26 protein-coding genes are annotated in these 23,148 nt (G+C 67.3%); 13 read left to right on the forward strand and 13 right to left on the reverse strand.

Translation table 11 applies throughout. The features are described from left to right. The first annotated feature begins 57 nt into the window (after positions 1 to 57). Positions 58 to 1,476, forward strand: coding sequence for an NAD(P)H-dependent flavin oxidoreductase (locus AC6BOR_RS12165; protein WP_498058662.1), 1,419 nt, complete (start codon positions 58 to 60; stop codon positions 1,474 to 1,476). Positions 1,477 to 1,482: 6 nt separating this feature from the next. Here AC6BOR_RS12165 and hslU read toward each other — a convergent pair whose 3' ends face one another. From hslU to AC6BOR_RS12180, 3 genes are read right to left on the reverse strand one after another with little or no spacing between them, the layout of a single operon-like run. Beyond that, the gene (gene hslU, locus AC6BOR_RS12170) at positions 1,483 to 2,781 is read right to left on the reverse strand and encodes an ATP-dependent protease ATPase subunit HslU (protein WP_498058663.1); all 1,299 of its coding nucleotides are present in this window, start codon (positions 2,779 to 2,781) and stop codon (positions 1,483 to 1,485) included. Further along, complete coding sequence (hslV, locus tag AC6BOR_RS12175) at positions 2,778 to 3,338, reverse strand: ATP-dependent protease subunit HslV (protein WP_498058664.1); 561 nt, start codon at positions 3,336 to 3,338, stop codon at positions 2,778 to 2,780. The genes hslU and hslV overlap by 4 nt, the downstream gene beginning before the upstream one ends. A gap of 53 nt (positions 3,339 to 3,391) precedes the next feature. After that, a complete protein-coding gene (locus AC6BOR_RS12180; RefSeq protein ID WP_498058665.1) occupies positions 3,392 to 4,144 on the reverse strand; it encodes an NYN domain-containing protein in 753 nt (250 codons plus the stop codon). Positions 4,145 to 4,230: 86 nt separating this feature from the next. On the opposite strand from AC6BOR_RS12180, the gene hisB reads away from it, so the two are divergent. From hisB to AC6BOR_RS12210, 6 genes are all read left to right on the forward strand, one after another. Beyond that, complete coding sequence (gene hisB / locus AC6BOR_RS12185; protein ID WP_086115212.1) at positions 4,231 to 4,827, forward strand: imidazoleglycerol-phosphate dehydratase HisB; 597 nt, start codon at positions 4,231 to 4,233, stop codon at positions 4,825 to 4,827. After that, positions 4,820 to 5,428, forward strand: coding sequence for an imidazole glycerol phosphate synthase subunit HisH (gene hisH, locus AC6BOR_RS12190; protein ID WP_498058666.1), 609 nt, complete (start codon positions 4,820 to 4,822; stop codon positions 5,426 to 5,428). The genes hisB and hisH overlap by 8 nt, the downstream gene beginning before the upstream one ends. Further along, a complete protein-coding gene (gene hisA, locus AC6BOR_RS12195; protein WP_498058667.1) occupies positions 5,425 to 6,147 on the forward strand; it encodes a 1-(5-phosphoribosyl)-5-[(5-phosphoribosylamino)methylideneamino]imidazole-4-carboxamide isomerase in 723 nt (240 codons plus the stop codon). The genes hisH and hisA overlap by 4 nt, the downstream gene beginning before the upstream one ends. Further along, positions 6,144 to 6,923 carry an imidazole glycerol phosphate synthase subunit HisF gene (gene hisF / locus AC6BOR_RS12200; RefSeq protein WP_498058668.1) on the forward strand — a complete coding sequence of 260 codons (780 nt, stop codon included), beginning with the start codon at positions 6,144 to 6,146 and terminating at the stop codon, positions 6,921 to 6,923. The genes hisA and hisF overlap by 4 nt, the downstream gene beginning before the upstream one ends. After that, entirely contained in the window at positions 6,910 to 7,227 is a 318-nt protein-coding gene (locus AC6BOR_RS12205) for a phosphoribosyl-ATP diphosphatase (RefSeq protein WP_498058669.1), read from the forward strand. The genes hisF and AC6BOR_RS12205 overlap by 14 nt, the downstream gene beginning before the upstream one ends. A 91-nt stretch (positions 7,228 to 7,318) precedes the next feature. Further along, positions 7,319 to 10,060 carry a phosphoenolpyruvate carboxylase gene (locus AC6BOR_RS12210; protein ID WP_498058670.1) on the forward strand — a complete coding sequence of 914 codons (2,742 nt, stop codon included), beginning with the start codon at positions 7,319 to 7,321 and terminating at the stop codon, positions 10,058 to 10,060. Here the strand turns inward: AC6BOR_RS12210 and AC6BOR_RS12215 are convergent. From AC6BOR_RS12215 to AC6BOR_RS12230, 4 genes are read right to left on the reverse strand one after another with little or no spacing between them, the layout of a single operon-like run. Next, entirely contained in the window at positions 10,057 to 10,626 is a 570-nt protein-coding gene (locus AC6BOR_RS12215) for an RNA polymerase sigma factor (RefSeq protein WP_498058671.1), read from the reverse strand. The two genes, AC6BOR_RS12210 and AC6BOR_RS12215, sit on opposite strands and share 4 nt — an antisense overlap. After that, complete coding sequence (locus tag AC6BOR_RS12220) at positions 10,623 to 11,054, reverse strand: periplasmic heavy metal sensor (RefSeq protein WP_498058672.1); 432 nt, start codon at positions 11,052 to 11,054, stop codon at positions 10,623 to 10,625. The genes AC6BOR_RS12215 and AC6BOR_RS12220 overlap by 4 nt, the downstream gene beginning before the upstream one ends. Next, complete coding sequence (locus tag AC6BOR_RS12225) at positions 11,054 to 11,329, reverse strand: hypothetical protein (RefSeq protein WP_498058673.1); 276 nt, start codon at positions 11,327 to 11,329, stop codon at positions 11,054 to 11,056. Before AC6BOR_RS12225 ends, AC6BOR_RS12220 begins: the two co-directional genes overlap by 1 nt. A 41-nt stretch (positions 11,330 to 11,370) precedes the next feature. Continuing rightward, the gene (locus tag AC6BOR_RS12230; RefSeq protein ID WP_498058674.1) at positions 11,371 to 11,817 is read right to left on the reverse strand and encodes a MerR family transcriptional regulator; all 447 of its coding nucleotides are present in this window, start codon (positions 11,815 to 11,817) and stop codon (positions 11,371 to 11,373) included. A 74-nt stretch (positions 11,818 to 11,891) separates the two neighbouring features. Here AC6BOR_RS12230 and AC6BOR_RS12235 point away from each other — a divergent pair, with 74 nt between their 5' ends. Genes AC6BOR_RS12235 through AC6BOR_RS12245 form a run of 3 tightly spaced genes read left to right on the forward strand, consistent with a single transcriptional unit; the run spans position 11,892 to position 15,390 of the window. Then, entirely contained in the window at positions 11,892 to 12,635 is a 744-nt protein-coding gene (locus tag AC6BOR_RS12235) for a MauE/DoxX family redox-associated membrane protein (protein ID WP_498058675.1), read from the forward strand. 59 nt (positions 12,636 to 12,694) lie between these two features. Next, positions 12,695 to 14,695 carry a multicopper oxidase domain-containing protein gene (locus tag AC6BOR_RS12240; RefSeq protein WP_498058676.1) on the forward strand — a complete coding sequence of 667 codons (2,001 nt, stop codon included), beginning with the start codon at positions 12,695 to 12,697 and terminating at the stop codon, positions 14,693 to 14,695. Next, a complete protein-coding gene (locus AC6BOR_RS12245; RefSeq protein ID WP_498058677.1) occupies positions 14,695 to 15,390 on the forward strand; it encodes a copper resistance protein B in 696 nt (231 codons plus the stop codon). Before AC6BOR_RS12240 ends, AC6BOR_RS12245 begins: the two co-directional genes overlap by 1 nt. On the opposite strand, the gene AC6BOR_RS12250 is transcribed toward AC6BOR_RS12245, so the two are convergent. Together AC6BOR_RS12250 and AC6BOR_RS12255 are read right to left on the reverse strand one after the other, a co-directional pair. Beyond that, entirely contained in the window at positions 15,391 to 16,203 is an 813-nt protein-coding gene (locus tag AC6BOR_RS12250) for a hypothetical protein (RefSeq protein ID WP_498058678.1), read from the reverse strand. 72 nt (positions 16,204 to 16,275) lie between these two features. Further along, positions 16,276 to 18,318, reverse strand: a complete 2,043-nt coding sequence (locus AC6BOR_RS12255; protein ID WP_498058679.1) for a transglycosylase domain-containing protein — start codon at positions 18,316 to 18,318, stop codon at positions 16,276 to 16,278. A 119-nt stretch (positions 18,319 to 18,437) separates the two neighbouring features. Here AC6BOR_RS12255 and AC6BOR_RS12260 point away from each other — a divergent pair, with 119 nt between their 5' ends. Further along, positions 18,438 to 18,803, forward strand: a complete 366-nt coding sequence (locus AC6BOR_RS12260) for a BlaI/MecI/CopY family transcriptional regulator (protein WP_086117036.1) — start codon at positions 18,438 to 18,440, stop codon at positions 18,801 to 18,803. Continuing rightward, the gene (locus tag AC6BOR_RS12265; RefSeq protein WP_498058680.1) at positions 18,800 to 20,440 is read left to right on the forward strand and encodes a M56 family metallopeptidase; all 1,641 of its coding nucleotides are present in this window, start codon (positions 18,800 to 18,802) and stop codon (positions 20,438 to 20,440) included. The genes AC6BOR_RS12260 and AC6BOR_RS12265 overlap by 4 nt, the downstream gene beginning before the upstream one ends. A 51-nt stretch (positions 20,441 to 20,491) precedes the next feature. Here AC6BOR_RS12265 and AC6BOR_RS12270 read toward each other — a convergent pair whose 3' ends face one another. The 4 genes from AC6BOR_RS12270 to AC6BOR_RS12285 form a co-directional block, all read right to left on the reverse strand. After that, positions 20,492 to 20,983: a GAF domain-containing protein gene (locus AC6BOR_RS12270; RefSeq protein ID WP_498058681.1), complete on the reverse strand. Its 492-nt coding sequence runs from the start codon at positions 20,981 to 20,983 to the stop codon at positions 20,492 to 20,494. Between the two features lie 92 nt (positions 20,984 to 21,075). After that, a complete protein-coding gene (infC, locus tag AC6BOR_RS12275) occupies positions 21,076 to 21,597 on the reverse strand; it encodes a translation initiation factor IF-3 (RefSeq protein ID WP_086117039.1) in 522 nt (173 codons plus the stop codon). Positions 21,598 to 21,720: 123 nt separating this feature from the next. Next, positions 21,721 to 22,233, reverse strand: a complete 513-nt coding sequence (locus tag AC6BOR_RS12280) for a GlcG/HbpS family heme-binding protein (RefSeq protein WP_498058682.1) — start codon at positions 22,231 to 22,233, stop codon at positions 21,721 to 21,723. Beyond that, positions 22,206 to 22,589 (reverse strand): VOC family protein, encoded by a 384-nt coding sequence (locus tag AC6BOR_RS12285; protein WP_498058683.1) that lies wholly within the window; start codon positions 22,587 to 22,589, stop codon positions 22,206 to 22,208. The genes AC6BOR_RS12280 and AC6BOR_RS12285 overlap by 28 nt, the downstream gene beginning before the upstream one ends. A gap of 177 nt (positions 22,590 to 22,766) precedes the next feature. Here AC6BOR_RS12285 and AC6BOR_RS12290 point away from each other — a divergent pair, with 177 nt between their 5' ends. Further along, positions 22,767 to 23,096, forward strand: coding sequence for a hypothetical protein (locus tag AC6BOR_RS12290; protein WP_498058684.1), 330 nt, complete (start codon positions 22,767 to 22,769; stop codon positions 23,094 to 23,096). Positions 23,097 to 23,148: the final 52 nt, after the last annotated feature.

The raw sequence follows: 23,148 nt of genomic DNA on the forward strand, positions 1-23,148 counted from the left end.
CTTGCCGCAATAATGTCATGGCCGGTGCAACCGCCGGCCGTGACAGAACGGACTATAATGCTTTCGGGTGTGAAATCGCTGGTGATGGGTGGCCGCGAGGTGTGGCCGCTGGTGGAAGGGGGCAAGGGCGTTTCCGCCACCAACCATGCCTCGGCCGGTGCGTGGGCGCTGGCTGGCGGCGTGGGCACGGTTTCGGCGGTGAATGCCGACAGTTATGACAGCGATGGCCGCATCATCCCGCAAATCTATCGGGCTGCCACCCGCCGCGACCGGCATGAAGAATTGATTGCCTATGCCATCGAAGGCGGGGTGCAGCAGGTGCAGCGCGCCTATGAGATCGCCGCTTCCGAACTGAAGCGCGGCATTGGTGCCATCAACATCAATGTGTTGTGGGAAATGGGCGGCGCCCAGCGGGTGCTGCACGGGGTGCTGGAACGCACCAAGGGGCTGGTCAACGGCGTCACCTGCGGCGCCGGCATGCCCTACAAATTGTCCGACATCGCCGCCCAATATGGCGTGCATTATTATCCGATCATCTCGTCTGCCCGCGCCTTCCGGGCGCTTTGGAAGCGTGCCTATTCCAAGGCCGCCGAATGGCTGGGCGCGGTGGTCTATGAAGACCCGTGGTTGGCCGGTGGCCACAACGGCTTGTCCAACGCCGAAGATCCGCGCCAGCCGCAGGACCCCTATCCGCGCGTGGCCGAACTGCGCGCCACCATGCGTGAACTGGGCGTGCCCGAATCAGTGCCGATCGTGATGGCCGGCGGCGTGTGGCGGCTGGACGAATGGTCCAACTGGCTCGACAATCCGGAACTGGGCCAGGTGGTGTTCCAGTTTGGCACCCGCCCGCTGCTCACCCAGGAAAGCCCGATCCCCGATTCCTGGAAACAGCGGCTGTTCGATCTGAACAAGGGCGATATCCTGCTGCACAAATTCTCGCCGACCGGCTTTTATTCCTCGGCGATCCGCAATCCCTTCCTGCGCGCGCTGGAAGCCCGCAGCGAGCGCCAGATTGCCTTTTCCACCGCCGCCACCGGCGATCACCAGTTCGCGCTGGATGTGGGCGTTGGTTCCAAACGCTATTTCGTCACCCGCGATGATCTGAACCGCGCGCGGGCATGGCATGGCGAAGGCTTCACCGAAGCCCTGAAGACGCCAGACAACACGCTGGTGTTCGTCACCCCGGCCGAACGCACCACGATCCGCAAGGATCAGGCCGATTGCATGGGCTGCCTGTCGCACTGCGGCTTTTCGGCCTGGGCCGACAATGAGGGCAACAGCACCGGCCGGCTGGCCGATCCGCGCAGCTTCTGCATCCAGAAGACCCTGCAGGAAATCGCCCATGGCGGCGATCCCGATCAGAATCTCGCCTTTGCCGGCCATGCCGCCTATCGCTTTGCCAGCGACCCCTTCTATTCCAACCGCTTCGTGCCGACGGTGAAGCAGCTGGTGGACCGGATCCTCACCGGCGCCTGAGGCGCTTCACAGGATATATTTCGACAGGTCGCGGTTGCCGGCGATCTCGCCAAGTTCGCTGGCCACCATGGCGGCATCCACCGTCACGGTTTCGCCGGTGCGGTCGCTGGCGTCAAAGCTGATGGCCTCCAGCAGCTTTTCCATGACCGTGTGCAGGCGGCGGGCGCCGATGTTTTCGACCGTCTCGTTCACCTGCGCCGCGGTGCGGGCGATGGCGTCGATCCCGTCGGGCGTGATCGCCAGTGTGACACCTTCAGTGCCGAGCAAAGCCGCATATTGGCGGATCAAGCTGGCATCGGTGTCCGACAGGATGCGACGGAAATCATCCTCGGTCAGGCCCTTCAGCTCGACCCTGATCGGCAGGCGGCCCTGCAGTTCGGGCAAGAGATCGGATGGCTTGGCGACATGGAAGGCGCCCGATGCGATGAACAGGATATGGTCGGTCTTCACCGGGCCATATTTGGTCGCCACCGTGGTGCCTTCGATCAACGGCAGCAGATCGCGCTGCACGCCTTCGCGGCTCACGCTGCCGCCGCGCACGTCCGACACGGCGATCTTGTCGATTTCGTCGAGGAACACGATGCCATTGTCCTGCGCTTGCCGGATGGCTTCGCGCTGGATTTCCTCGTCATCCAGCCGCTTGTCCGATTCCTCGGCCAGCAGGGCGTCCCACGCCGCTTCCACCTTCATCTTGCGGCGCTTGGTCCGCCCGCCCATGGCCTTGGCCATCATGTCCGAAAGGTTGATCATGCCAACCTGACCGGGCTGCATGCCGGGCATTTCAAAGCTGGGCGGGGCTTCGGCCACCTCGATCTCCACCTCGCGGCCCTTCAGATCACCGGCGTCAAAGCGCTGGCGGAAGGCCAGCCGCGTCGCTTCGCTGGCATCCTTGCCCACCAGCGCGTCGAGCAGCCGGGCCATGGCGGCATCCTCCGCCTTGTCCTTCACCGCGGCGCGGCGGGTTTCGCGCACCAGCCGGATCGATTCCTCCACCAGGTCGCGGATGATCGAATCAACATCGCGGCCAACATAGCCAACCTCGGTGAACTTGGTGGCCTCCACCTTGATGAACGGGGCATTGGCCAGCTTGGCCAAGCGGCGGCTGATCTCGGTCTTGCCGCAGCCGGTCGGGCCGATCATCAGGATATTCTTGGGCACCACCTCGTCACGCAGATCGTCGGGCAATTGCTGCCGGCGCCAGCGGTTGCGCAGGGCAACGGCGACAGCGCGCTTGGCATCGGCCTGGCCGATGATGTGGCGATCCAGCGCTGCCACAATGGCCTTCGGGGTCAGGCTCGCGCTCATGCGGCATCTCCGGCCGGCATCACTTCCACGGTCAATTCCTCGTTGGTGTAAACGCACAGATCGGCGGCAATTTTCATGGCGCGCCGGGCGATGGTTTCGGCGTCATGGGCGCTGTCGGCCAGCGCGCGGGCAGCGGCTAGGGCGAAATTGCCGCCCGAACCGATCGCGGCGATGCCGCCCACCGGCTCCAGCACATCGCCATTGCCGGTGATGACCAGCGTCACCTGCCTGTCGGCCACGATCATCATGGCCTCTAGCCGCCGCAGATAGCGGTCGGTGCGCCAATCCTTGGCCAGTTCGACGGCGGCGCGCAGCAATTGGCCCGGATGGCGCTCCAGCTTGGCCTCGAGCCGTTCGAACAGGGTGAAGGCATCCGCCGTCGCCCCGGCAAAGCCGCCAATCACCTCGCCCTTGGGGCCAAGCCGGCGGACCTTCTTGGCATTGGGCTTCATCACCGTCTGCCCCATCGTCACCTGGCCATCGCCGGCAACGACAACCTGGCCATCCTTGCGGACGGAAACGATGGTGGTGCCGTGGAATTGCGGGAGTTCGCTCATGATTATGCCTTTCGCTGGCCCATGTAGGGCGCGGTGGCCAGAGTAAAAGGGGGTCAGGCCTTGCGGCGGCGGACCTGCGCTGTCTTGCCGTCGGTGCCCATGCCCTGCTCGAACCGGTCATTCAAAGCTGACAATAGTTTCTTCAAGGAGGCAAAGCCGGTCTGCTTGAGATAGGTTGGGTGCACCTGACGCAGGGCGATGCCAAGTGCGCTCAATGTCATCCATTCCGGATTGGCGGGCAGGGCATCGTGGATCCATGCAACGGCCAGCCTGGGTTGTTTGGCCGGTGCAGGTTGCGCGGCCTTTGCCTTTTCCGCGGGAGTGACGGGCGCTGCTGCAACCGTTGCCGCGACAGCCTTGGTCAACGGGAAAAATCCGTCGCAGGCTGCCTTCAAGGCCTTGGCTGCGGTGCTGTGGGCGAAACAATAGACCTTGAAGCCCTCCTCGCGGGCACGCTTGGCGAAGCTGGTGAAATCACCGTCAGCGGTAACGATGCAAAAGCCATCGACCGAACGCTTGTGCAGGAAATCCATGGCATCCACCACGAGTGCAATGTCGCTGGCATTCTTGCCGGAAGATGTGTGGCCATTCTGCTCAGCCTTGCCGCCAAATTGGCTGATGGCCTTGGGCCAGTCCTTGACGCTCGGCTTGGTAAAATCGCCATAAACGCGCTTGATGATCGGGACGCCCAGCTTGTTGACTTGTGTGAACAGGGCGCCGGCGTCTTTTGCCGGCACATTCTCGCCGTCAATCAACACTGCGAGCCTGAAATCAACGCCTTTACTGCCCATGATCTCAACCTGCACCGCCAGCTCCGATGCCGCAAGGGGGCGCCCAAACTTGCCCCTGTTGCAGCAATGCTCTAGGCGCTTGCGCCCAAGGAGCATGAGCGATGCGTACGGCGAGCATTTCCCGCGTCACCAAGGAAACCCAGGTCGAGGTGCATGTGAACCTTGATGGCAGCGGCACCTATGAGGTGTCGACCGGGATCGGCTTCCTTGATCACATGCTGGAACAGCTGTCGCGCCACAGCCTGATCGATCTGACGGTGAAGACCGTGGGCGATCTGCACATCGATGGCCACCACACCACCGAAGACACCGGCATCGCCTTGGGTGAGGCCGTGGCCAAGGCCTTGGGTGATCGGCGCGGCATCACCCGTTATGGCGATGCGCTGATCCCGATGGACGAGACGCTGACCCGCGTGGCGCTCGACATTTCGGGCCGGCCCTATCTCGTCTGGCGCACCAGCTTCACCCAGCCCAAGCTGGGCACACTGGACACCGAGATGTTCAAGGAATTCTTTGCCGCCTTTGCCGGTTCGGCGGGGATCACCCTGCACATCGAGACGCTGTACGGCGTCAACAACCACCATATCGCCGAAAGCTGCTTCAAGGGCGTGGCCCGGGCGCTGCGGGCGGCGGTGGCCATTGATCCGCGCAAAAGTGATGCGATTCCAAGCACAAAGGGCACGCTTGGTGGTGCCTGACCAGGTTGCGCTGATCGATTATGGTGCCGGCAACCTGCGCTCTGCGGCGCGGGCGCTGGAGAAGGCCGGCGCGCGCGTGGTGGTGACGGATGATCCGGGCACCATTGCCGCCGCGGGGCGCGTGGTGCTGCCCGGCGTTGGCGCCTTTGCCCATTGCATCAACCAGTTGCGCGAGAAGACTGGGATCGAGGCGGCGCTGAACGAGGCGGTGATGGCGCGTGGCGTGCCGTTCCTGGGCATTTGTGTCGGCATGCAATTGCTGGCCAGCGAGGGCCATGAGCATGGCATCCATGCCGGGCTGGGCTGGCTGCCGGGCATCGTCAAGCGGCTGGAACCCACTGATAATGCGCTGAAAATCCCGCACATGGGCTGGAACCGGGTGGAGGCCGTGAACGGCGCGCCGGTGCCGTCGGGTGATGCCTATTTCGTCCACTCCTATGCCTTTGCGCCCGATGACCCAGCCGATGTGCAGGCGGTGGCCGATCATGGCGGGCGGTTTGCGGCCATCGTCAAGCGCGGTCATATCACCGGCGTGCAGTTCCACCCCGAAAAGAGCCAGACCTATGGCCTGGCCTTCCTTCATAACTGGTTGAATTCATGATTATCTTTCCCGCCATCGATCTGAAGGGCGGCCAATGCGTCCGCCTGGCCGAAGGCGACATGAACCGCGCCACCGTTTATGCCGATGATCCCGCCGCCCAGGCCGCGCTGTTCCGTGCCGCCGGGGCGACGCATCTGCATGTGGTCGATCTGGATGGCGCCTTTGCCGGCGAAGCGCGTAACGAAGCTGCCGTGCGTGCCGCCATTTCGGGTTTTGGTGGCGGGATCGTGCAGGTTGGTGGCGGCATCCGCACCGCCGGTGACGCGGAACGCTGGTTTGGTGCGGGCGTGACGCGTGTGGTGATGGGCACCGCCGCGCTCGACAATCCCGATCTGGTCAAGGGCCTCGCTGCCGATCATCCGGGCCGCATCGTGGTGGCCGTCGATGCCCGCGATGGCCTGGTGGCAACGCGCGGCTGGGCCGATGTCTCCACCCTGCACGTGGCCGATCTGGCCAAGCGGTTCGAGGATGCCGGGGTGGCCGCCGTGCTGTTCACCGATGTTGGCCGCGACGGCCTGTTGAAGGGCGTGAATGTCGAGGCGACAGTGGCGCTCGCCGCCCAGACCAGCCTGCCGGTGATCGCATCGGGTGGTGTCGCCTCCATCGCCGATATCCATGCGCTGGTCGGCAAACCGGGGATCGAGGGCGTCATCACTGGCCGGGCGCTTTATGATGGCCGGCTCGACCTGGCCGAGGCCATCGCGGTCGCGGCGGCATGACCCTCGCCGTCCGCATCATCCCCTGTCTCGACGTGGCCGGCGGCCGCGTGGTGAAGGGCGTGAACTTCGTCGAATTGAAGGACGCCGGCGATCCGGTGCAGGCCGCGGCCGCCTATGATGCCGCCGGCGCCGATGAGCTGTGCTTCCTCGACATCACCGCCAGCCACGAAGGCCGCGGCACGCTGATCGACATTGTCGAACGCACCGCCGATCAATGCTTCATGCCGTTGACCGTGGGCGGCGGCGTGCGCAGCGTCGAGGATGCCCGCGCGCTGCTGCTGGCAGGGGCGGACAAGGTGGCGGTGAACAGCGCCGCCGTCGCCCGCCCCGCCCTGATCGGCGAGCTCGCCATGCGCTTTGGCGAGCAATGCGTGGTGGTCGCGGTCGATGCCAAGCAGACCGCGCCCGGCACATGGGAAATCTTCACCCACGGCGGCCGCAAGCCCACCGGCATCGATGCGGTGGCCTATGCCATCGAAGCGGCGCGCCTGGGTGCGGGCGAAATCCTGCTCACCTCCATGGACCGCGACGGCACCCGCGCCGGCTATGACCTGGCGCTGACCCGCACCATCGCTGACGCGGTGCCGGTGCCGGTCATCGCCTCGGGCGGGGTTGGCGGTGTTGCCGATCTTGTCAGCGGCGTGGCTGAGGGCCATGCTTCGGCCGTGCTCGCCGCCTCCATCTTCCACTTCGGCCAGGTGACGATCGCCGAAGCCCGCGCCGCGCTGGCCGGCGCCGGCCTGCCCGTGCGGGAGGTCTATCATGGATCGCTTTGACCAGCTGCTCGCCACGGTGATGGAGCGCCGCAGCGCCGATCCGGCCAGCTCCTATGTCGCCAAGCTCACCGCCAAGGGCCGTGCCAAGCAGGCGCAAAAGCTGGGCGAGGAGGCGGTGGAGCTGGTGATCGCCGCCGTTGCCGACGACAAGGCCGGGATGGTGAGCGAAGCCGCCGATCTGATCTTCCACCTTGCCGTGCTGCTCGCCGATGCCGGGCTGACGTTTGATGATATCCGCACCGAACTCGCCCGCCGCGACGGCGTGTCGGGCCTTGACGAGAAGGCAGGCCGCAAGGGGGCGTAACCGCCCGTCGCCACATGGCGAATTGGCAATCATGCTGCACTGCGACATTCTCTGCTTGCCCGCCGGCTGATCCGGGGCAAACATGGCGGCCATGATCGAGACTTATCGCCAGCGCCTGGGTGAACTGCACGCCCGCACCGCCGAAACGCCGCTGTTCAACCCGGTGTTCCAGCTGGGGCTGGAGATTTCCCGCGCGCTGGAGGCGGGCGAGGTGACGCTGGCCGGGCTGGCCGGGGTGATTGCCGAGCTGGGGCGCGAAGGGCTGCAGGCCCGCAGCGACCGGCTGGCCGGGTTGCTGGCGCCGATCGATGATGATGCCAATCTGGCCGGATTCCGCGCGCAGGTGGAGGCGAGTGCCGAAGCGGGGGATTTTGCGGCGTTTCAGGCGCGGTGGGAGGCGCCGCTGCTGCACATCGTGTTTACTGCCCACCCGACCTTCCTGTTGACGCCGGCCGAGTATGACGCGGTGGCCGAAAGCGCAGTGACCGGGGTGCCGGTGGCGCTGGCCCCGACGGTGGAGCGGCCGTTGCCTGCCCTGGAGGATGAGCATGGCGCCGTGCTGGCGGCGATCACCCGGGCGATGGCGGCGCGGGACCGGCTGCACGCCGTGGTGCTGGATGTGGCGGCCACCGCCTTTCCTGATCAGTGGCGCGATCTGACGCCCTGCCTGTTCCGGCTGGCGACCTGGGTTGGCTATGACATGGATGGCCGCACCGATATCGGCTGGGCGACCAGTTTGCGGTTCCGGGCCGAGGAAAAGGCGGTGCGGCTGGGCCATTATGCCGAGGCGGCGGCGGCCTTGGGCGAGGCGGCGCTGGCCGGGCGGCTGGCGCGGGCGGCGACCCAGGCGGCCGGCGTGGCAGCGCTGCTGGCTGGCGACACCGATGATCCGGCGGCGCTGTCGGCCATCGCCAACCGGGTGACGGCCGGCGATGCTGATGCGCTGACCAGCCTGACGCCAATCATCGCCGATTTGCGGACGCGCGGCCATCTGGGCCTGGCGGCGGCGATGGCCGCCGATGGGCTGGGCATGGGCCATATCCATTTCCGGGTGAACGCGGCGCAGCTGCACAATGCCATCCGCCGCCGCATCGATGCCGATGGCGGGCTTGATCTGGCCAGCGGCCAGGCGCTGATCCGGCTGCGCCGCCTGCTGGCCGAGGTGAAGCCGCTGAGGAGCAATTTTGCCGCGCTGGCGGTGGAGAGCACCACGGCGGTGCGCCAGTTCCTCGCCATGGCGGCGATGCTGAAGCATATCGACGAAGATGCGCCGATCCGGTTGCTGATCGCCGAGTGCGAGCAGCCGCAGACGGTGCTGGCCGCGCTTTATTTCGCGCGGCTGTTCGGCATTGATCACAAGGTGGACGTGTCGCCGCTGTTCGAGACGGAGACGGCGCTGGAGCATGGCGGCCGGTTCCTGGACGCGCTGCTGGCCGAGCCGGCCTATCGCGCGCATGCGCGGGCACGCGGGCGGGTGGCGATCCAGACCGGCTTTTCCGATGCCGGGCGCTTTGTCGGCCAGATCCCGGCGGCATTGGCCATCGAGCGGCTGCAAGGGCGGCTGGCGCGCGCGATGAAGGCCAATGGCCTCGCCGACGTGGCGGCGCTGATTTTCAACACCCATGGCGAATCGATGGGCCGCGGCGCGCATCCGGCGAGCTTCACCGATCGGCTGGCCTGGCCCTTGAGCCGCTGGGCGCGGGCGCAATTTGCCGCCGCCGGCATCAGGGTGGAGGCCGAGGCCAGTTTCCAGGGCGGCGATGGATTTCTGTTTTTCGGGGCCGATGCGTTGGCGCTGGCGACATTGGCCCGCATTGCCGAAATTGCGCCGGGGCTGGCGGAGGGCGGCGCGGCGGACGAATTTTATACCCGCACCGATCTTTCCCTCGACTATTACCGCATGATCCGCCGCCACCAGCGCGGCCTGTTCGAAGCGCGGCCCTATGCCCGCGCCATCACCGCCTTTGGCCTGGGCCTGATCCCCACCACGGGTTCGCGCCGGTTGAAGCGGCAATCCGATCTGGGCCGCGACCGGGATGCCAGCCTGCGATCGATCCGGGCGATCCCGCACAACGCCATTCTGCAGCAGCTGGGCTATCCGGTGAATGTGCTGGCCGGAGTGGGCACGGCGGCGGCCAGCGCGCAGGAAGGGCTGGGCGCGTTGATGAGCGGATCGGCGCGCGGGCGACAGATCTTGGGCCTGGTCGGCGCGGCCAACGCCATCGCCAGCATCAAGACGCTGGCGGCCTATGGCGAGCTGTTCAACAGTGCCTATTGGGCGACCCGCCCCTATCGCGGCACCGAAATGGCGCTGGCGCGCCCGTGCCTGGCGCTGGCCGAACGGCTGGTGGAGGATGACCGCTCGGGTCAGTTCCGCCGCCTCGCCTCCATGTTGCGGGTGGACAATATCAAGCTGCGCCAGCTGCTGGCCCATGTGCCGGAAGAGGCGGTGGCAGCGCCGGCCGCCGAGGCGACGCGGCGCACGCTGGGCGTGTTGCATGCGGTGCGGCTGGGCCTGATGCAGCACATGTTCCTGCGCGTGGTGGAGGTGCCGGCCTTTTCGGCGCGCAACGACATCAGCCGGGATGACGTGATCGAGATGATCCTGAGCCTTCGCGTGGACGAGGCACTGGCGCAGTTGCGCCGGGCCTTTCCGGTGTCAGCGCCCGATCTGGCCGATTATGCCATGACCGAGCCGAGCGACTGGCCCGATGGCGATCCGGCGGCCTATGCCGGGATCGAGCGCCGCTTCATCGCACCGATTGCCGAGGCGGCGCGGCTGATCCCGTTGACCAGCATCGCGATCGCCAATCATTTTGGCGCGCACGGTTAGTCGTCGCCCACCTCGGCGATGATCTGCTTGCGGGCGCGGGCGATGCGCAGTTCGACGGCCTTGCGGGTGAGGCCGAGCAGGGCGGCGGCTTCCGCGTGGCTGAGCCCGTCGATGCTGGTGAGCAGCAGCGGGGCGGACAGGCCGGTGGGCAGGCGGGCGATGGCGGCGGCCACCGCGTTCAGGCGCTGGCGATCGGCGGCGCTGGCATCGGGCAGTGGGGCAGGATCGGGCGGATCGGGGGCATCGACCAGCGGCAGCCAGCCGGCCACCAGCTGACGCACGCGCCGCCGCCGCCGCCAGTCGCGCACCCGGTTGATGGCGGTGCGGGTGGCCCAGGCGCCAAAGCTGTAGGCCGCATCATATTGGCTGCGCGCCCGCCACAGATTGGCAAACACATCCTGCAGCAGATCCAGCGCTGCATCATCATCGCCGGTCATGCGGCGGATGATCTGGAACAACCGATCCTTGTGCAGGCTGACCAGGATGGAAAAGGCCGCCCATTGTTCGTCGCGGCTGGTCCCGCCGGCGGCCGCCTGGGCCAGCGCCTGCTGATCCAGCGGGATCATTGTGCTTGTCTGTCGATCAGGCTGGTGGCGATGATCCGGTCAAAGATGCGTTGCTGCCCGGCATCGAGCTGGCTGCGCATGGCAAACATGTGGGTGATGCTGGCCTTTTGCAGATCGCCCATGGCGCGGTGCACATCATCGACGGCGGCAGCGACGCCGGGGCCATAGCGGCCTTCGCGCAGCATGGCGGCGGCCAGCCGGGCATCGGCGGCGCGCATGGCGGCTTCGTGGGTGATGCGTTCGCGGGCGAATTGCTCTTCCAGGCGGTGGATGCGGGCCTGTTGCGCGTCCGAGAGGTTGAGCGCGTCGTGCATGCGTTCGTGCAGGCTGGCGGTGGGCGCAGGCGCCGCGAGGCGCTGGCCGGCGACAGCGCCGCCCAGGCCGGCGAGCAGCGACAGCAGCACCGGCGCAATCCAGCTGCGCGCCATCACAGCCGGGTGGCCAGCAGGCTGGAGGGCAGCAACTGGTGATCGCCCTGCAGCAGCGCCAGATGCAGCGGATCAGCCGCTGGCGCCGCCGGTTGCAGGCCGATGGCGATTCCCATGGCGAGCGCAGTGGCGGCAAGCGCCGTGCGCAGCGGCCAGGCGCTGGCCGGATCATGGGCGAGCACGCGGAACATCAGCGCCCGTTCCAGCCGGGCGAGGCCGGCTGGCGCCGGGCTGGCGCCCAGGGCGGCGAGATCGCTGTCGAGCCTGTTCATCATCCTCTCCTGTGCGCATGATACGCAAGGGTGCGCGCCCGCCCTCAGCCCCGTGCAGGCGCGGCCGGCAGCTTACCATGGTTTGGCGCCGGGTGGCAGCCATGGCCGGTGAAGGTGGCGATGATCGGGCAGGGGCCATCATCACCTTCGGCGCATTCGTGCAGCAGGCTGGCCAGCGCCGTGCGGGCAGCGGCGAGTTCGGCCAGCCGGGCATCGATGGCGGCGATGCGTTCCCCGGTCAGGGTGCGCACCCGTCCCCGGTCGCGCCCGGCATCCAGCGCCAGCAGCTCGGCAATTTCCTTCAGGCTGAAACCGGCGGCCTGAGCCGTGCGGATGAAGGCGAGGCGGCTGACATCGGCATCATCATAATGGCGCACCGCGCCGCTGGCGGCGGGCACCGGCAACAGGCCCTTGCGCTGATAGAAGCGGATGGTTTCGACCCCGACCCCGGCGGTGGCGGCAAGACGGGCGATGGTGAGCGGACGGGCCATGGCTTGACTCTGTATCATGGTACGGAGGCTATGAACAGGCGACTCGATGGAATCGCAACAAGGACAAGACGACGATGGATGCCCAATTGCCCCGCACCGCCCTGCTGGTTCGCATGGCCCTGCCGGATCATGTCTGCCCCTGGGGGCTGAAGGCGCGGCACCTGCTGCGCATGGCCGGCTTCCGGTTCGAGGAACGGCTGCTGACCAGCAGGGCCGAGGTGGAGGCGTTCAAGGCCGCGCACGGCGTGAAGACCACCCCGCAGGTGTGGATCGCCGGCCAGCGCATCGGCGGCCATGATGATCTGCGCCAGTATCTGGGGCTGAAGCTGCACGATCCCAAGGCGTTGACCTATCGCCCGGTGATCGCGCTGTTTGCCATGGCTGGCGCCATGGCGATGGCCTTCAGCCAGGCCAGCATGGGCAGCCCGTTCACCCTGCATGCCGTGGAATGGGCGGCGGCGCTGGCGATGTGCTTGCTGGCCTTTCTCAAGCTGAAGGATATCGAGGGCTTTGTGACCGGATTCCTGGGCTATGATCTGTTGGCCCGGGCCTGGCTGCCCTATGCCCATGTCTATGCCTGGGCCGAGGCGGCGGCGGGGCTGCTGATGCTGTCGGGCCAGCTGGTGTGGCTGGGCAGCGCCATCGCGCTGGTCATCGGCAGCATCGGCGCGGTTTCGGTGATCAAGGCCGTCTATATCGAGCGGCGCAGCCTGACCTGCGCCTGTGTGGGCGGCGGCAGCAATGTGCCGCTGGGCTTCGTGTCGTTGCTGGAAAATCTGATGATGCTGGCCATGGCCGGCTGGATGCTGGCGGCATGAGGGCGACGATGTTGCACGTGCGTAATGCGGGGCGTGGCCGTAAGGGCTGGTGGATGGTGATGATGAACCCCGTGCGTTTCTGGTTGCTGATGCTGGGCCTGCTGCTGCCGGTGGCGGTGCAGGCGGCGACGCATGACCTGGTGGTGGAACGCCGCCAAATGCAGATCGTGCCCGGCCGCACCGATCAGGTGATTGCCATCAACGGCAGCGTGCCCGGCCCCGTGTTGCGCTTTCGCGAGGGCGAGGAGGCGGTGGTGCGGGTGACGAACCGCCTCGATCGGCCGACCTCCATCCACTGGCATGGTCTGCTGGTGGACGGGCCCTTTGACGGCGCGCCGGGCTTCAACGGCTTCAAGGGCATCGCGCCGGGCGAGACCTACACCTATCGGATCCGCATCCGGCAGAGCGGCACCTATTGGTATCACGCCCATTCGGAAGGCCAGGAACAGGCCGGGCAATATGGCGCGCTGATCATCGATCCGGCCGGTGACGACCCCATCAAAGCCGATGCCGAGCAGGTGATATTGTTTTCCGACCACACGCGCGAAGACCCTGGCCAGGTGATGAGGAATTTGAAGGCCGACAGCGGTTATTACAACTGGAACAAGCGCACGCTGCCCGATCTGCTGCGCGACGCGAAGAAGTTCGGGATGAAGGCGACGCTGGCCGAGCGCCGGGCCTGGGGCCAGATGCGCATGGATGCGACCGACATCGCCGATGTAACGGGATACGCGCTGCTGGCCAATGGCCAGCCGACGGCGGCGCGGCCGGTGGTGCGGTTCGTGCCGGGCCAGCGGCTGCGGCTGCGCCTGATCAACGGCAGCGCGATGAGCTTCATCGACGTGCGGATCCCCGGCGTGACCATGACGGTGGTGGCCGCCGATGGCCGGCCGGTTCAGCCTGTGCTGGTGGACGAGCTGCGCATCGGGGTGGCTGAAACCTGGGATATGATCGTGGAGCCGCAAGCCGGCGCCCATGCGCTTTGGGTGGAAACGCTGGACCGGCGGGCGAGCGTGCTGGCCGCCCTGACCAGCGATCCCGCCCTGCCGGTGACGGCACCGGCGCCGCGGCCGAAGCAGGTGCTGTTGCTGGCCGAGATGGGCCACAGCATGCCGGCCCCGGGCGAGGCCTGCTCGGCCGAACATGCCGCCATGGGCCATTGCCAGCCGGCCGGGGCGAAGCCGGCTGCTGCCGCAGACCCTGACTGCCCGCCCGAGCATGCCGCGATGGGGCATTGCACGCCCAAGGCGCCGGCGGTGGCGGCGGCGGCCGATCCCGATTGCCCGCCCGAGCATGCGGCGATGGGGCATTGCACGCCCAAGGCGCCGGCGGTGGCGGCGGCGGCCGATCCCGATTGCCCGCCCGAACATGCGGCGATGGGGCATTGCACGCCCAAAATGGCGCTGCGCGTGGGCACGGCGGTGGCCGCGGCCAGCCGGCCCGAGGGCGCCACCCCCTATCCGGTGGTGGATTATGGCTTTGGCCGCGATCCGATGGCCGGCATGGACCACAGCCAGATGAAGGGCATGCACATGCCGGTGCTGGGCCGCGAAGGCGACACCGATGGCAGCGGCCGGGTGTTTGGCTGGGCCACCGGCGCGCCTTATGGCGCGCGGGTGCTCTCCATCCGCGATCTTGTGGCCTTGAACCCGAAGGACCAGCCGCCGCCGACTCGTGAGATCGTGCTGCGACTGCAGGGCAATATGGAACGCTATATCTGGACGCTGAACGGCCAGAAGTTCGGCGAAGGGCCGCCGATCATGGTGAAATTCGGCGAGCGGGTGCGGCTGACCTTCATCAACGAGACGATGATGGCCCACCCGATGCACCTGCACGGCATGTTCTTTGACGTGGAGAATGGCCAGGCGCCGGGCCTGATGCCGGAAAAAAATGTGATCGCGGTGGCGCCGGGGCGCACGCAATCGATCGTCTTCACCGCCAACGAGGCCGGCGAATGGCCGCTGCACTGCCACCTGCTCTATCACATGAACAGCGGCATGATGGCCAAGCTGGTGGTGGCGCGGGCCGATGGCAGCCTGCCGGCAGGGCACGTGCACTGATGCGCGCATTGCTGATCGCGGCCGTGCTGGCAGCGCCGGCTGTGGCGAAGGAAGGCCATGGCCATGGCGATGCCATCAACAATTTCACCCTGGTGGAGGAGGCCGATCTCACCCGCTTTGACGGCAAGCTGGTCGCAAATTGGGAGGCGCAGGGCTGGATCGGCGGGGACATCAACAAATTCTGGTGGCGCACCGAAGGCGAGACCAAGGGGCCCAGATTGGAGCAGAGCGAGTTCCAGGCGCTCTACAGCCGCAACATCGCCATGTTCTTCGATCTGCAGGCCGGCGTGCGCCACGATATCCAGCCCGATGCCCGCACCTATGCGGTGCTTGGGGTGCAGGGGCTGGCGCCGCTGTTCTTTGAAACCGAAGCCCATATGTTCGTTGGCCTGAAGGGCGATGTGCTGTTTCGCCTGCGCCAGAGTTTCGACCTCAGGCTGACCAACCGGCTGGTGGTGCAGCCGCTGTTCGAGACCGACATTTACGCCACGCGGGTGCCGGAACGGCTGATCGCGCCGGGCCCGGCCATTGTCGAGACCGGGGTGCTGACGCGATATGAGGTGACGCGGCGGGTGGCGCCTTATGTTGCGGTGATGTTTGAGCGGCGGCTGGGCGAATCGAGCCGGCTGGCGCGCGCGGCCGGCGAAAATCCCGGCGGCTGGTCGGTGCGGACGGGCGTGCGCTTCTGGCTGTGATCAGGCGGGTTGGGCCACGCGGCGCGGCCGTTTGCCGGCCCGCCAGCCCAGCCAGCCGGCGCCGGCCCCTGCGGCAATGCCGATCGCGGCGGTGAGGCCCAGCGGCAAGGTGGCATAGGCGCCAAAGGCCGGGCCCAGCTGCGGCACGAACGGCGCATACCACATCGCGATGGCCTGGGCCGCCATGAAGCCGGCGGCGACCAGCCACGGCGTGCCGTGCCGGCGGTTGGCGGCATAAAGGCCAAGCGCGAAGATCACGGCAATGCCGTCAGACAAGGCGATGGTGTCCAGCACCTCTTGCGGGCCGCTGCTGCCGATGATGTTCATCCACGGCGCGAACATGCCCATCACCCGCGAAAACGGGGATTCGAACAGGATCAACGGCGTGGCGAGCATGTAGCCGGCGTGGAGATGGACGTTGCGGCGGTGGCGCAGCGCCTGGAAGAACAGGGTGAGATAGGCGGCGATGGCGAGCGCCATGCCGATGCCGAACGAGGGCCCGAGATAGACGCTGAAGGGGCTGCTGCCCTTGGCAAAGGCCTGCGCCGAGACGTTGATGATCATCGTGAAGCCGAGGATCAGCAGCGGAAACAGCGCGAAGCTGGCCCAGCCCAATTGCCGGTGCAGGCCGTTCTGGCGGCGGTGGATAGCGAGGTGCTGGACGATCAGCAGCAGCAGCCAGGCCGAAGCGCTGAGCGCGTGGACATGGAAGGCCAGCGGCACTGCCGCGGCGGTGAAATAGCTGAACCAGAAACCGGCGAGGATGACGAGCAGCACGCCGCCCACGAACCAGTGCGCCTGACGATATGGCATGGTGCAATCCCCCCGAAATGCACGAACAGGGGAGCACCCTATCACGCCGGGCGGGGCAACGGCAAATTGCGCTTACTGCGGTGGATCGGGCGGCGGTAATTGCTGTTCCAGCCGGCGGGCGAAGGCTTCGGCGCGATCAAGATCAAGGCGGACATCGATATCCTGATCGCCGATGCGGGTGGTGAGCACGGCCTCGCCATCTTCCAGCCGCAGCTCGGCATCGGGGCCGAGATCGAAGGCGGCATCGGGCGGATCGGCCGCATCCGGTTCGTCGGCCTCGTCATCATCGGCTGCCGGCGGCGGCATGGCACGCCGCATGAAATCACGCCAGATCCGTGCCGGCAGGCCGCCACCGGTGATGTTGCCCAGCGGCTGGTTGTCATCCCGGCCCACCCACACGCCGACCACCAGATCGCCGGCATGGCCGACGAACAGGGCATCGCGATTGTCCTGCGTGGTGCCGGTCTTGCCAAAGGCCGGGCGGCCGGGATTGGCGGCGCGGCCGGTGCCGCGGGTGATGACGGCGCGCAGCATGGAGGCCATGTCGTCGTGCACGGCATCGGGCAGGGCGGCGGGCGCGTTGAACAACCGGTCCCACAGGCTCGGCGGGGTCACCGGCAGGGCGGTGGGGCGCACCGGGAAGGCGTTGCCGGCAAAGCCGGCATAGGCGCTGGTCAGCTCGATGAGGGTGAGGCCGGTGGTGCCGAGCGCCAGGCTGGGATCGCCGGCCGGCAGCGGGGTGCGCACGCCCATCCGCCGCGCCAGCGCAATCACCTTGCGATCCCCCACCGCCTGCATCAGGCGCACGCTGGCGACATTGCTGGATTGGGCAAAGGCTTGGGCGAGGGCGAGGCCGTCGCTGTAGCGGTCGCCGGAATTGCGCGGGCGGTAACTGCCTTCGGTGATCGGCGTGTTGGCGATGCGGTCATCGGGTGACCAGCCGTTCTGCAGGGCAGCGAGATAGACAAACAGCTTGAAGGTGGAGCCGGGCTGGCGCCGGGCCTGGGTGGCGCGGTTGAAGGGGGAGGCGGCATAATCGCGCCCGCCCAGCATGGCCACCACCTCGCCATTGGGGCGCATGGCGACCAGCGCGACCTGGGCGCCCCTGGGCGCGACACCGGCCACGGCGCGGCGGGCGGCGCGCTGCAACCGGGCATCCAGCGTGGTGGTGACGGTGCGGCTGGCATAGGCGTTGTCGTCATCATCCTCCACTTCGGCCATGGCCCAATCGGCAAACCAGGTTCCGCTGGGCAGATCGGCCTCGCGCTGCACATCCAGGCGCGGCGCGCGGGTGCGGCGGGCGGTGGCGGCGCTGATCACGCCGGTATCGGCCATGGCGGCCAGCACCAGCTTCATGCGCGCCCGGGCGCCGGCATAGTTGCGGGTGGGGGCAAGGCGCGAGGGTGCCTGCAGCAGCCCGGCCAGCATGGCGGCCTGGGCGCGGGTGAGGCGTTCGGGCTGGCGGTTGAAATAATGCAGCGCGGCCGCCCGCAGGCCATAGCAATTGTCACCGAAATAGGCGTTGGACAGATAGCGTTCGAGGATCTGGTCCTTGGTCAGCCAGGCTTCCAGCCACAGCGCGATCAGCGCTTCGCGGGCCTTGCGGGTGAGGCTGCGTTCGGGTGTGAGGAAGGTGAATTTCGCCAGCTGCTGGGTGATGGTGCTGCCGCCCTGGGTGCGGCCGGTGGTGATGTTGCTCCACACCGCACGGGCGATGGCCACCGGATCAAGGCCAAGATGCTGGCGGAAGCGGCGATCCTCGATGGCGATCACGGCGCCCGGCACATGGGCTGGCAGCGCGGCGATGCGCACCGGGGCTTCGATGCGGGCACCCTTGCGGGCAATGGGGCTGCCATCGGCGGCGAGCAGGGTGATCTGTGGCCGGGCGATGGGCGCCAGGGATTTGGACAGTGGCGCTGTGATGGCCAGCCAGGCGAGCAGCGCCGCGATGAGTGTGAGCAGGCCCAAGGCGATGCGCCGGCCCCAGCGGCGAGGCGGCGGCGCAACCGGGGCCGCCACGGCCGGCGACAGCCCAAGGCCGGTGGCATAGGCATCGGCAAACGGACGGTCCAGCCGGTCCATGCGGTGCGCGTCTCCCCCCGGACGCGGCGTCATGCCCGATCCGGCTGCCGGCCGATGTGGGCGCGCTGTATCAATCTTGCAATACGGCAGTTGACGATTACATGCGTAATCAGTATGACGATTACAGACGTAGCCGAATCGGATAGGCGGGAATGAGCGAGCGGATCAGCGAAGCCGAATGGCAGGTGATGGAGGTGCTGTGGCACACCAGCCCGCTGACGGCGCAGGATGTGGCGGCCCGGCTGGTGGAAACCGGCTGGAGCCTGCCGACGGTGAAGACCCTGTTGTCGCGGCTGGCGGCCAAGGGCGCGCTGGCGACGACCGAGGATGGCCGGCGTTATCTGTATGAACCTGCGGTGGAGCGGGCGGCGGTGGCCGCCGGGGAATCGCGGCGGCTGGTGGACCGGCTGTTCGGCGGCCGGGCGACGCCGCTGGTGGCGCATCTCGCTGAACGTGGCGAGCTTTCGCCTGCCGATATTGCCGAACTGGAAGCCTTGATCCGGGAGCTGAAGCAATGATGCATTGGCTGAACAGCGAATGGCTGGTGGAGGCGCTGATTGGCGCCAGCCTGTTGATGCTGCTGGTGCTGGCGGTGCGCCGCACCGTGGCGCGGCTGTGGGGCGCACATCTGGCCTATGCGCTGTGGGCGCTGCCGGCGCTGCGCATGGCAATGCCGGCGATCCCCGGCTGGCAGTCCTTGTATGTGCCGGTGGCGCAGACGAAACCCGATGGCGACATGGCATTGGCGCTGATGCGCCCGGCCGATGCCGCGCTCTACACCCAGCCGTTGCCGGCGCCGGTGGTGCGGGCCGGGCCCGAACTTGGCCTGGTGCCGGATTGGCCGACGCTGCTGCTGGGCCTTTGGGCGGCGGGGGCGGTGGCCTTTCTGGCGGTGCAGTGGAGCCGCCATGCCCGCTTCATCGGCAAGGCGGTGCGCGAGGGCGAACTGCTGACCCGGCTGGGCGGGGTGGACGTGATCGTATCCGCCCATGTGCCTGGTCCGATGGCGGCCGGCATCATCAAGCGGCGCGTGCTGCTGCCAGCGGATTTCCTGAAGCGCTATTCGCCGGCCGAGCGCCGCATGGCCCTGTTGCACGAAGGCGCGCACCACGACCGTTTTGATCTTCTGGCCAACCTGGCCGGGCTGGTGGTGCTGGCCGCCCACTGGTGGAACCCCATCGCCCATGCCGCCTGGCGCGCCTTCCGGTCGGATCAGGAGCTTGCCTGTGATGCCACGGTGCTGGCCGGCAGCGATGGCGAAACCCGTGCCGCCTATGGCCAGGCGGTGCTGAAATCGGCCTGCGTCGCGACCCCCATCGCGGCGTGCGCCATGAACCACAAGAGCCAGTTGAAGGACCGTATTGCCATGATGAAAGACCGCAAATTCGGGCTGTCGCGCCGCGTGCTGGGGGCCCTGACTGTTTCCGGCCTGGCCGTTGGCGGCCTGATTGCCACCGCTTCGGGTGCACAGCCGGCCCCGCCCGCCCCGCCCGCGCCGCCGGCCCCGGTCTCCCCCGTCGCGCCCCCGGCCCCGCCGGCCCCACCCGCTGCCGTGTCGCCGCCCGCCGCCCCCGATGCGCCGGAAGCGCCGCGCGTGATGGTCTTCACCCACAGGATCGACCAGAAGGGCGACAAGGGTGCGAAGGGCGAAAAGGGTGAGAAGACCGTGGTCCGCACCGTGATCATGAAGGATGGCAAGGTGATCACCGACAATGTCGCCGGTGGAGAGCATATGCCGCACGTGATGGCGTTTGGTGCTGACGGCAAGGCTGGTGGGCCCGGCAACGCGCCCGGCAATGCGGATGTTCAGGTGACGACCACCGCCGATGGCCGCAAGATGGTGATGGTGCGGCGGATGGAGATGGCCGGCGGCGCCCACAAGATGGCGCAGGAGCAGATGGCGGCGATCAAGGCTGACATGCGCGCGCGCTGCGAGAAGGAAGGGGTGAAGGTGCCTGCTGACGCCGATTTCCCGCAGCTCGCCACCTGCGGCATGGAAATCCAGAAGATCCAGCGCGAAGCCATGGCATCGGCCCGGGCCGCGATCGAAGCCTCGCGCGATCTGACCCCGGAACAGCGCGCCCAGGCGCTGAAGGGCATTGATGCCGCGATGGCCAACACCCGCCAGGATTTCGTGCTGAAGTTCAACAAATGATCTGATGCCGGTGCCGCCGGTTCTGGCCCCCTTGGGCCGGCGGCACCGGGTTCAGACCAGTTGGCTGGCGGCCAGCATGAGCCCCGCTGCCGCTTCCAGCCCGGCCCGGTCGTCTTCATCGAAGCGGCCGGGTTTCGGGCTGTCGAGATCAAGCACGCCGATCAGCCGGCCATCGGCGATCAGCGGCACGACGATTTCGGAGCGGCTGTCGGCATCGCAGGCGATGTGGCCGGGAAAGGCGTGGACATCGGGCACGACCTGGGCGACCCGCGTTGCCGCCGCCGTGCCGCAGACGCCCTTGCCGAGCGGAATGCGGATGCAGGCCGGCTTGCCCTGGAACGGGCCCAGCACCAGTTCGCCATCCTTCATCAGATAGAATCCGGCCCAGTTGAGATCAGCCAGCTGGTGAAAGAGCAGCGCGGCCATGTTGGCCATGTTGGCGGTGAAGTCGCGTTCATCGCCGATCAGCAGGCTGAGCTGCTGGTTCAGCTGGGCATATTGATCGGCTTTGATGCCGGTGAGGGGCGGGGCAAAGAAGGACATGGCCGCCGGTTAGCCGGGCCCGCCGGGAAAGGCAATCAGCCGGGACCACCCACCCCCGGCCCCTCACGCAAGCGGGAGGGGAGCGGTTCGGGTTACTTCGGCGCGATCACCATCAGCATCTGGCGGCCTTCCAGGCGGGGCAGCTGCTCCACCTTGGCGACATCGGCGGTTTCGTCGCGGACGCGCTCCAGCAGCTTCAGGCCAAGCTCGCCATGGGACAGCTCGCGGCCGCGGAAGCGCAGGGTGAGCTTCACCTTGTCGCCTTCCTCGAGGAAGCGCGCGATGGCCTTCATCTTGGTCTGATAATCATGCTCATCAATGTTGGGACGCATCTTGATCTCCTTGATCTCCTGCGTCTTCTGGTTCTTGCGTGCGGCAGCGGCCTTTTTCTGGGCCTCGTACTTGAACTTGCCGACATCGAGGATCTTGCACACCGGCGGGTCTGCGCCGGGAGAGACTTCCACCAGGTTGAGACCCGCTTCCTGGGCCATCGCAATGGCTTCGCGGGTGTAGAGGACGCCCAGATTCTCCCCGTCCTGATCGATCACACGGACCTTGGGAGACTTGATGAACTCATCATAAAGCGGGCCGGAAATCGGGGCCGGCGTGCTCATGAAGCGGCGAGGGGGCGGTGGTATGGCGGTCTCTCCTGACGTTGTTGTGCGCGCCTCATAGCGCGGTGGTGGGGGCAGCGGCAAGAGGCGGAGCGTTGCCGCCGCCGGCCGCTGCGCCCAAGGCTATTTTTTCGTGGCCGCCGCTTCCAGCGCCGCCACGCCGGCCGCCGCAATCAGCCCGTCTTCCTGGCTGGTCGCGCCCGACACACCGACCGCGCCCACGGTGCTGCCATTCAGCTTCACCGGCAGCCCCCCTTCGGAGGCCACCATGACGCCAGGGAAGGTGAGATAGCGCAGCTGGCCTTCCTTCTGCAGCCGTTGTTCGAACAGCGCGGTGGGGTTGTTGTAGCGCGCCGCCGTCTGCGCCTTGCCGGTGGCGATGTCGGGCCCGCCCAGCGGCGCGCCGTCCATCCGCCGCAGCGCGATCGGCACGCCGGCCGGGTCCACCACCACGATCGTCACCTTCAGGCCGCGCTTTTCGGCTTCGGCCTGGGCGGCTTCGGTGATGATGCGGGCGCCAGCCAATGTGAGCGCCGGCTTGTCCTGGACCAGCTGGGCGGCGGCCGGGGCCGCCAGCGCCAGCAGGGCCGCAAATGCAAGGCCGCGCATCAGGCCGGCATCCGGTGCAGCGCGCACAGCTTGTTGCCGGCCGGATCACGCAGATAGGCAAGATAGAGCGCGCCCATGCCACCGGCGCGCACGCCGGGCGGATCCTCGATGGCGGTGCCGCCATTGGCGATGCCGGCGGCGTGCCAGGCATCGGCCATCGCCGGGCTTTCCATGGCAAAGCCGATGGTGCTGCCGTTGCCACAGGTGGCGGGCTGGCCATCGATGGGCGGGGTGATGGCGAATATGCCGGTGGGCGTCATCCAGAACACCCGGCCCTTGTCGTCGGCAAAGCCGGGCGCGATGCCCATGGCGGCGAAGGTTGCATCATAAAAGGCCTTGGATGCGGCGGTGTCGTTGGCGCCAACCATGATGTGGCTGAACATGGATCGTCTCCCCTGAATGGACCGGGGGCAATGGAAGCATGGCAGCGCGTGCGTGTCGAGCCGGTGGCGGGCCAGTCTGGTGCAAATGCGAGTATGTCCGTTCTGGCGCTATCTTGACTTCTCCAGACTGTTAGGAGGGTGTTAACCATTGCACCGGGTCAACTAAGGGAAACAGCCGTGTATATTGCCAATGACGTGCCCGGCCGGCACGCCGGCTGCCACGAGGTGCGCAGTGTCTGGATTGATCTGCCGGCTGGGGATGAGCGCGACAAGCTGTGGTTGATGTTCGAGATCCTGGGATGGCAGGTGAGCGGACCGGCAGCAGCCGGGGGGCATGACAAGCCGGCGCAGGAGGGCCGGCTGCAGCTGTGCAGCCGTGGCCGGGTGGTGGCGGTGGCGACGACGGACCATGAACTGGCCGCCGTGCTGGCCCGACAGGGGCTGGACCGGTTGATCATGCCGGTGGCGCTTCCGGCGCTGGAACAGCTGATGGTTGTTGCCGGCTAACCATCAATATCGGCAAGGCCTTGGCCGGGCGGCCGTTTCGGGAGGCACGATG

The organism is Sandarakinorhabdus sp. FBCC-B8862, from assembly GCF_059745315.1.

Bases quoted from the DNA above. Each gene is read 5' to 3' on its own strand.
- AC6BOR_RS12165 (WP_498058662.1), top strand. From the start codon at position 58: ATGCTTTCGGGTGTGAAATCGCTGGTGATGGGTGGCCGCGAGGTGTGG.
- hslU (WP_498058663.1), bottom strand. From the start codon at position 2,781: ATGAGCGCGAGCCTGACCCCGAAGGCCATTGTGGCAGCGCTGGATCGC.
- hslV (WP_498058664.1), bottom strand. From the start codon at position 3,338: ATGAGCGAACTCCCGCAATTCCACGGCACCACCATCGTTTCCGTCCGC.
- hisB (WP_086115212.1), top strand. From the start codon at position 4,231: ATGCGTACGGCGAGCATTTCCCGCGTCACCAAGGAAACCCAGGTCGAG.
- hisA (WP_498058667.1), top strand. From the start codon at position 5,425: ATGATTATCTTTCCCGCCATCGATCTGAAGGGCGGCCAATGCGTCCGC.
- hisF (WP_498058668.1), top strand. From the start codon at position 6,144: ATGACCCTCGCCGTCCGCATCATCCCCTGTCTCGACGTGGCCGGCGGC.
- AC6BOR_RS12205 (WP_498058669.1), top strand. From the start codon at position 6,910: ATGGATCGCTTTGACCAGCTGCTCGCCACGGTGATGGAGCGCCGCAGC.
- AC6BOR_RS12210 (WP_498058670.1), top strand. From the start codon at position 7,319: ATGATCGAGACTTATCGCCAGCGCCTGGGTGAACTGCACGCCCGCACC.
- AC6BOR_RS12215 (WP_498058671.1), bottom strand. From the start codon at position 10,626: ATGATCCCGCTGGATCAGCAGGCGCTGGCCCAGGCGGCCGCCGGCGGG.
- AC6BOR_RS12220 (WP_498058672.1), bottom strand. From the start codon at position 11,054: ATGGCGCGCAGCTGGATTGCGCCGGTGCTGCTGTCGCTGCTCGCCGGC.
- AC6BOR_RS12225 (WP_498058673.1), bottom strand. From the start codon at position 11,329: ATGATGAACAGGCTCGACAGCGATCTCGCCGCCCTGGGCGCCAGCCCG.
- AC6BOR_RS12230 (WP_498058674.1), bottom strand. From the start codon at position 11,817: ATGGCCCGTCCGCTCACCATCGCCCGTCTTGCCGCCACCGCCGGGGTC.
- AC6BOR_RS12235 (WP_498058675.1), top strand. From the start codon at position 11,892: ATGGATGCCCAATTGCCCCGCACCGCCCTGCTGGTTCGCATGGCCCTG.
- AC6BOR_RS12240 (WP_498058676.1), top strand. From the start codon at position 12,695: ATGATGAACCCCGTGCGTTTCTGGTTGCTGATGCTGGGCCTGCTGCTG.
- AC6BOR_RS12245 (WP_498058677.1), top strand. From the start codon at position 14,695: ATGCGCGCATTGCTGATCGCGGCCGTGCTGGCAGCGCCGGCTGTGGCG.
- AC6BOR_RS12250 (WP_498058678.1), bottom strand. From the start codon at position 16,203: ATGCCATATCGTCAGGCGCACTGGTTCGTGGGCGGCGTGCTGCTCGTC.
- AC6BOR_RS12255 (WP_498058679.1), bottom strand. From the start codon at position 18,318: ATGACGCCGCGTCCGGGGGGAGACGCGCACCGCATGGACCGGCTGGAC.
- AC6BOR_RS12260 (WP_086117036.1), top strand. From the start codon at position 18,438: ATGAGCGAGCGGATCAGCGAAGCCGAATGGCAGGTGATGGAGGTGCTG.
- AC6BOR_RS12265 (WP_498058680.1), top strand. From the start codon at position 18,800: ATGATGCATTGGCTGAACAGCGAATGGCTGGTGGAGGCGCTGATTGGC.
- AC6BOR_RS12270 (WP_498058681.1), bottom strand. From the start codon at position 20,983: ATGTCCTTCTTTGCCCCGCCCCTCACCGGCATCAAAGCCGATCAATAT.
- infC (WP_086117039.1), bottom strand. From the start codon at position 21,597: ATGAGCACGCCGGCCCCGATTTCCGGCCCGCTTTATGATGAGTTCATC.
- AC6BOR_RS12285 (WP_498058683.1), bottom strand. From the start codon at position 22,589: ATGTTCAGCCACATCATGGTTGGCGCCAACGACACCGCCGCATCCAAG.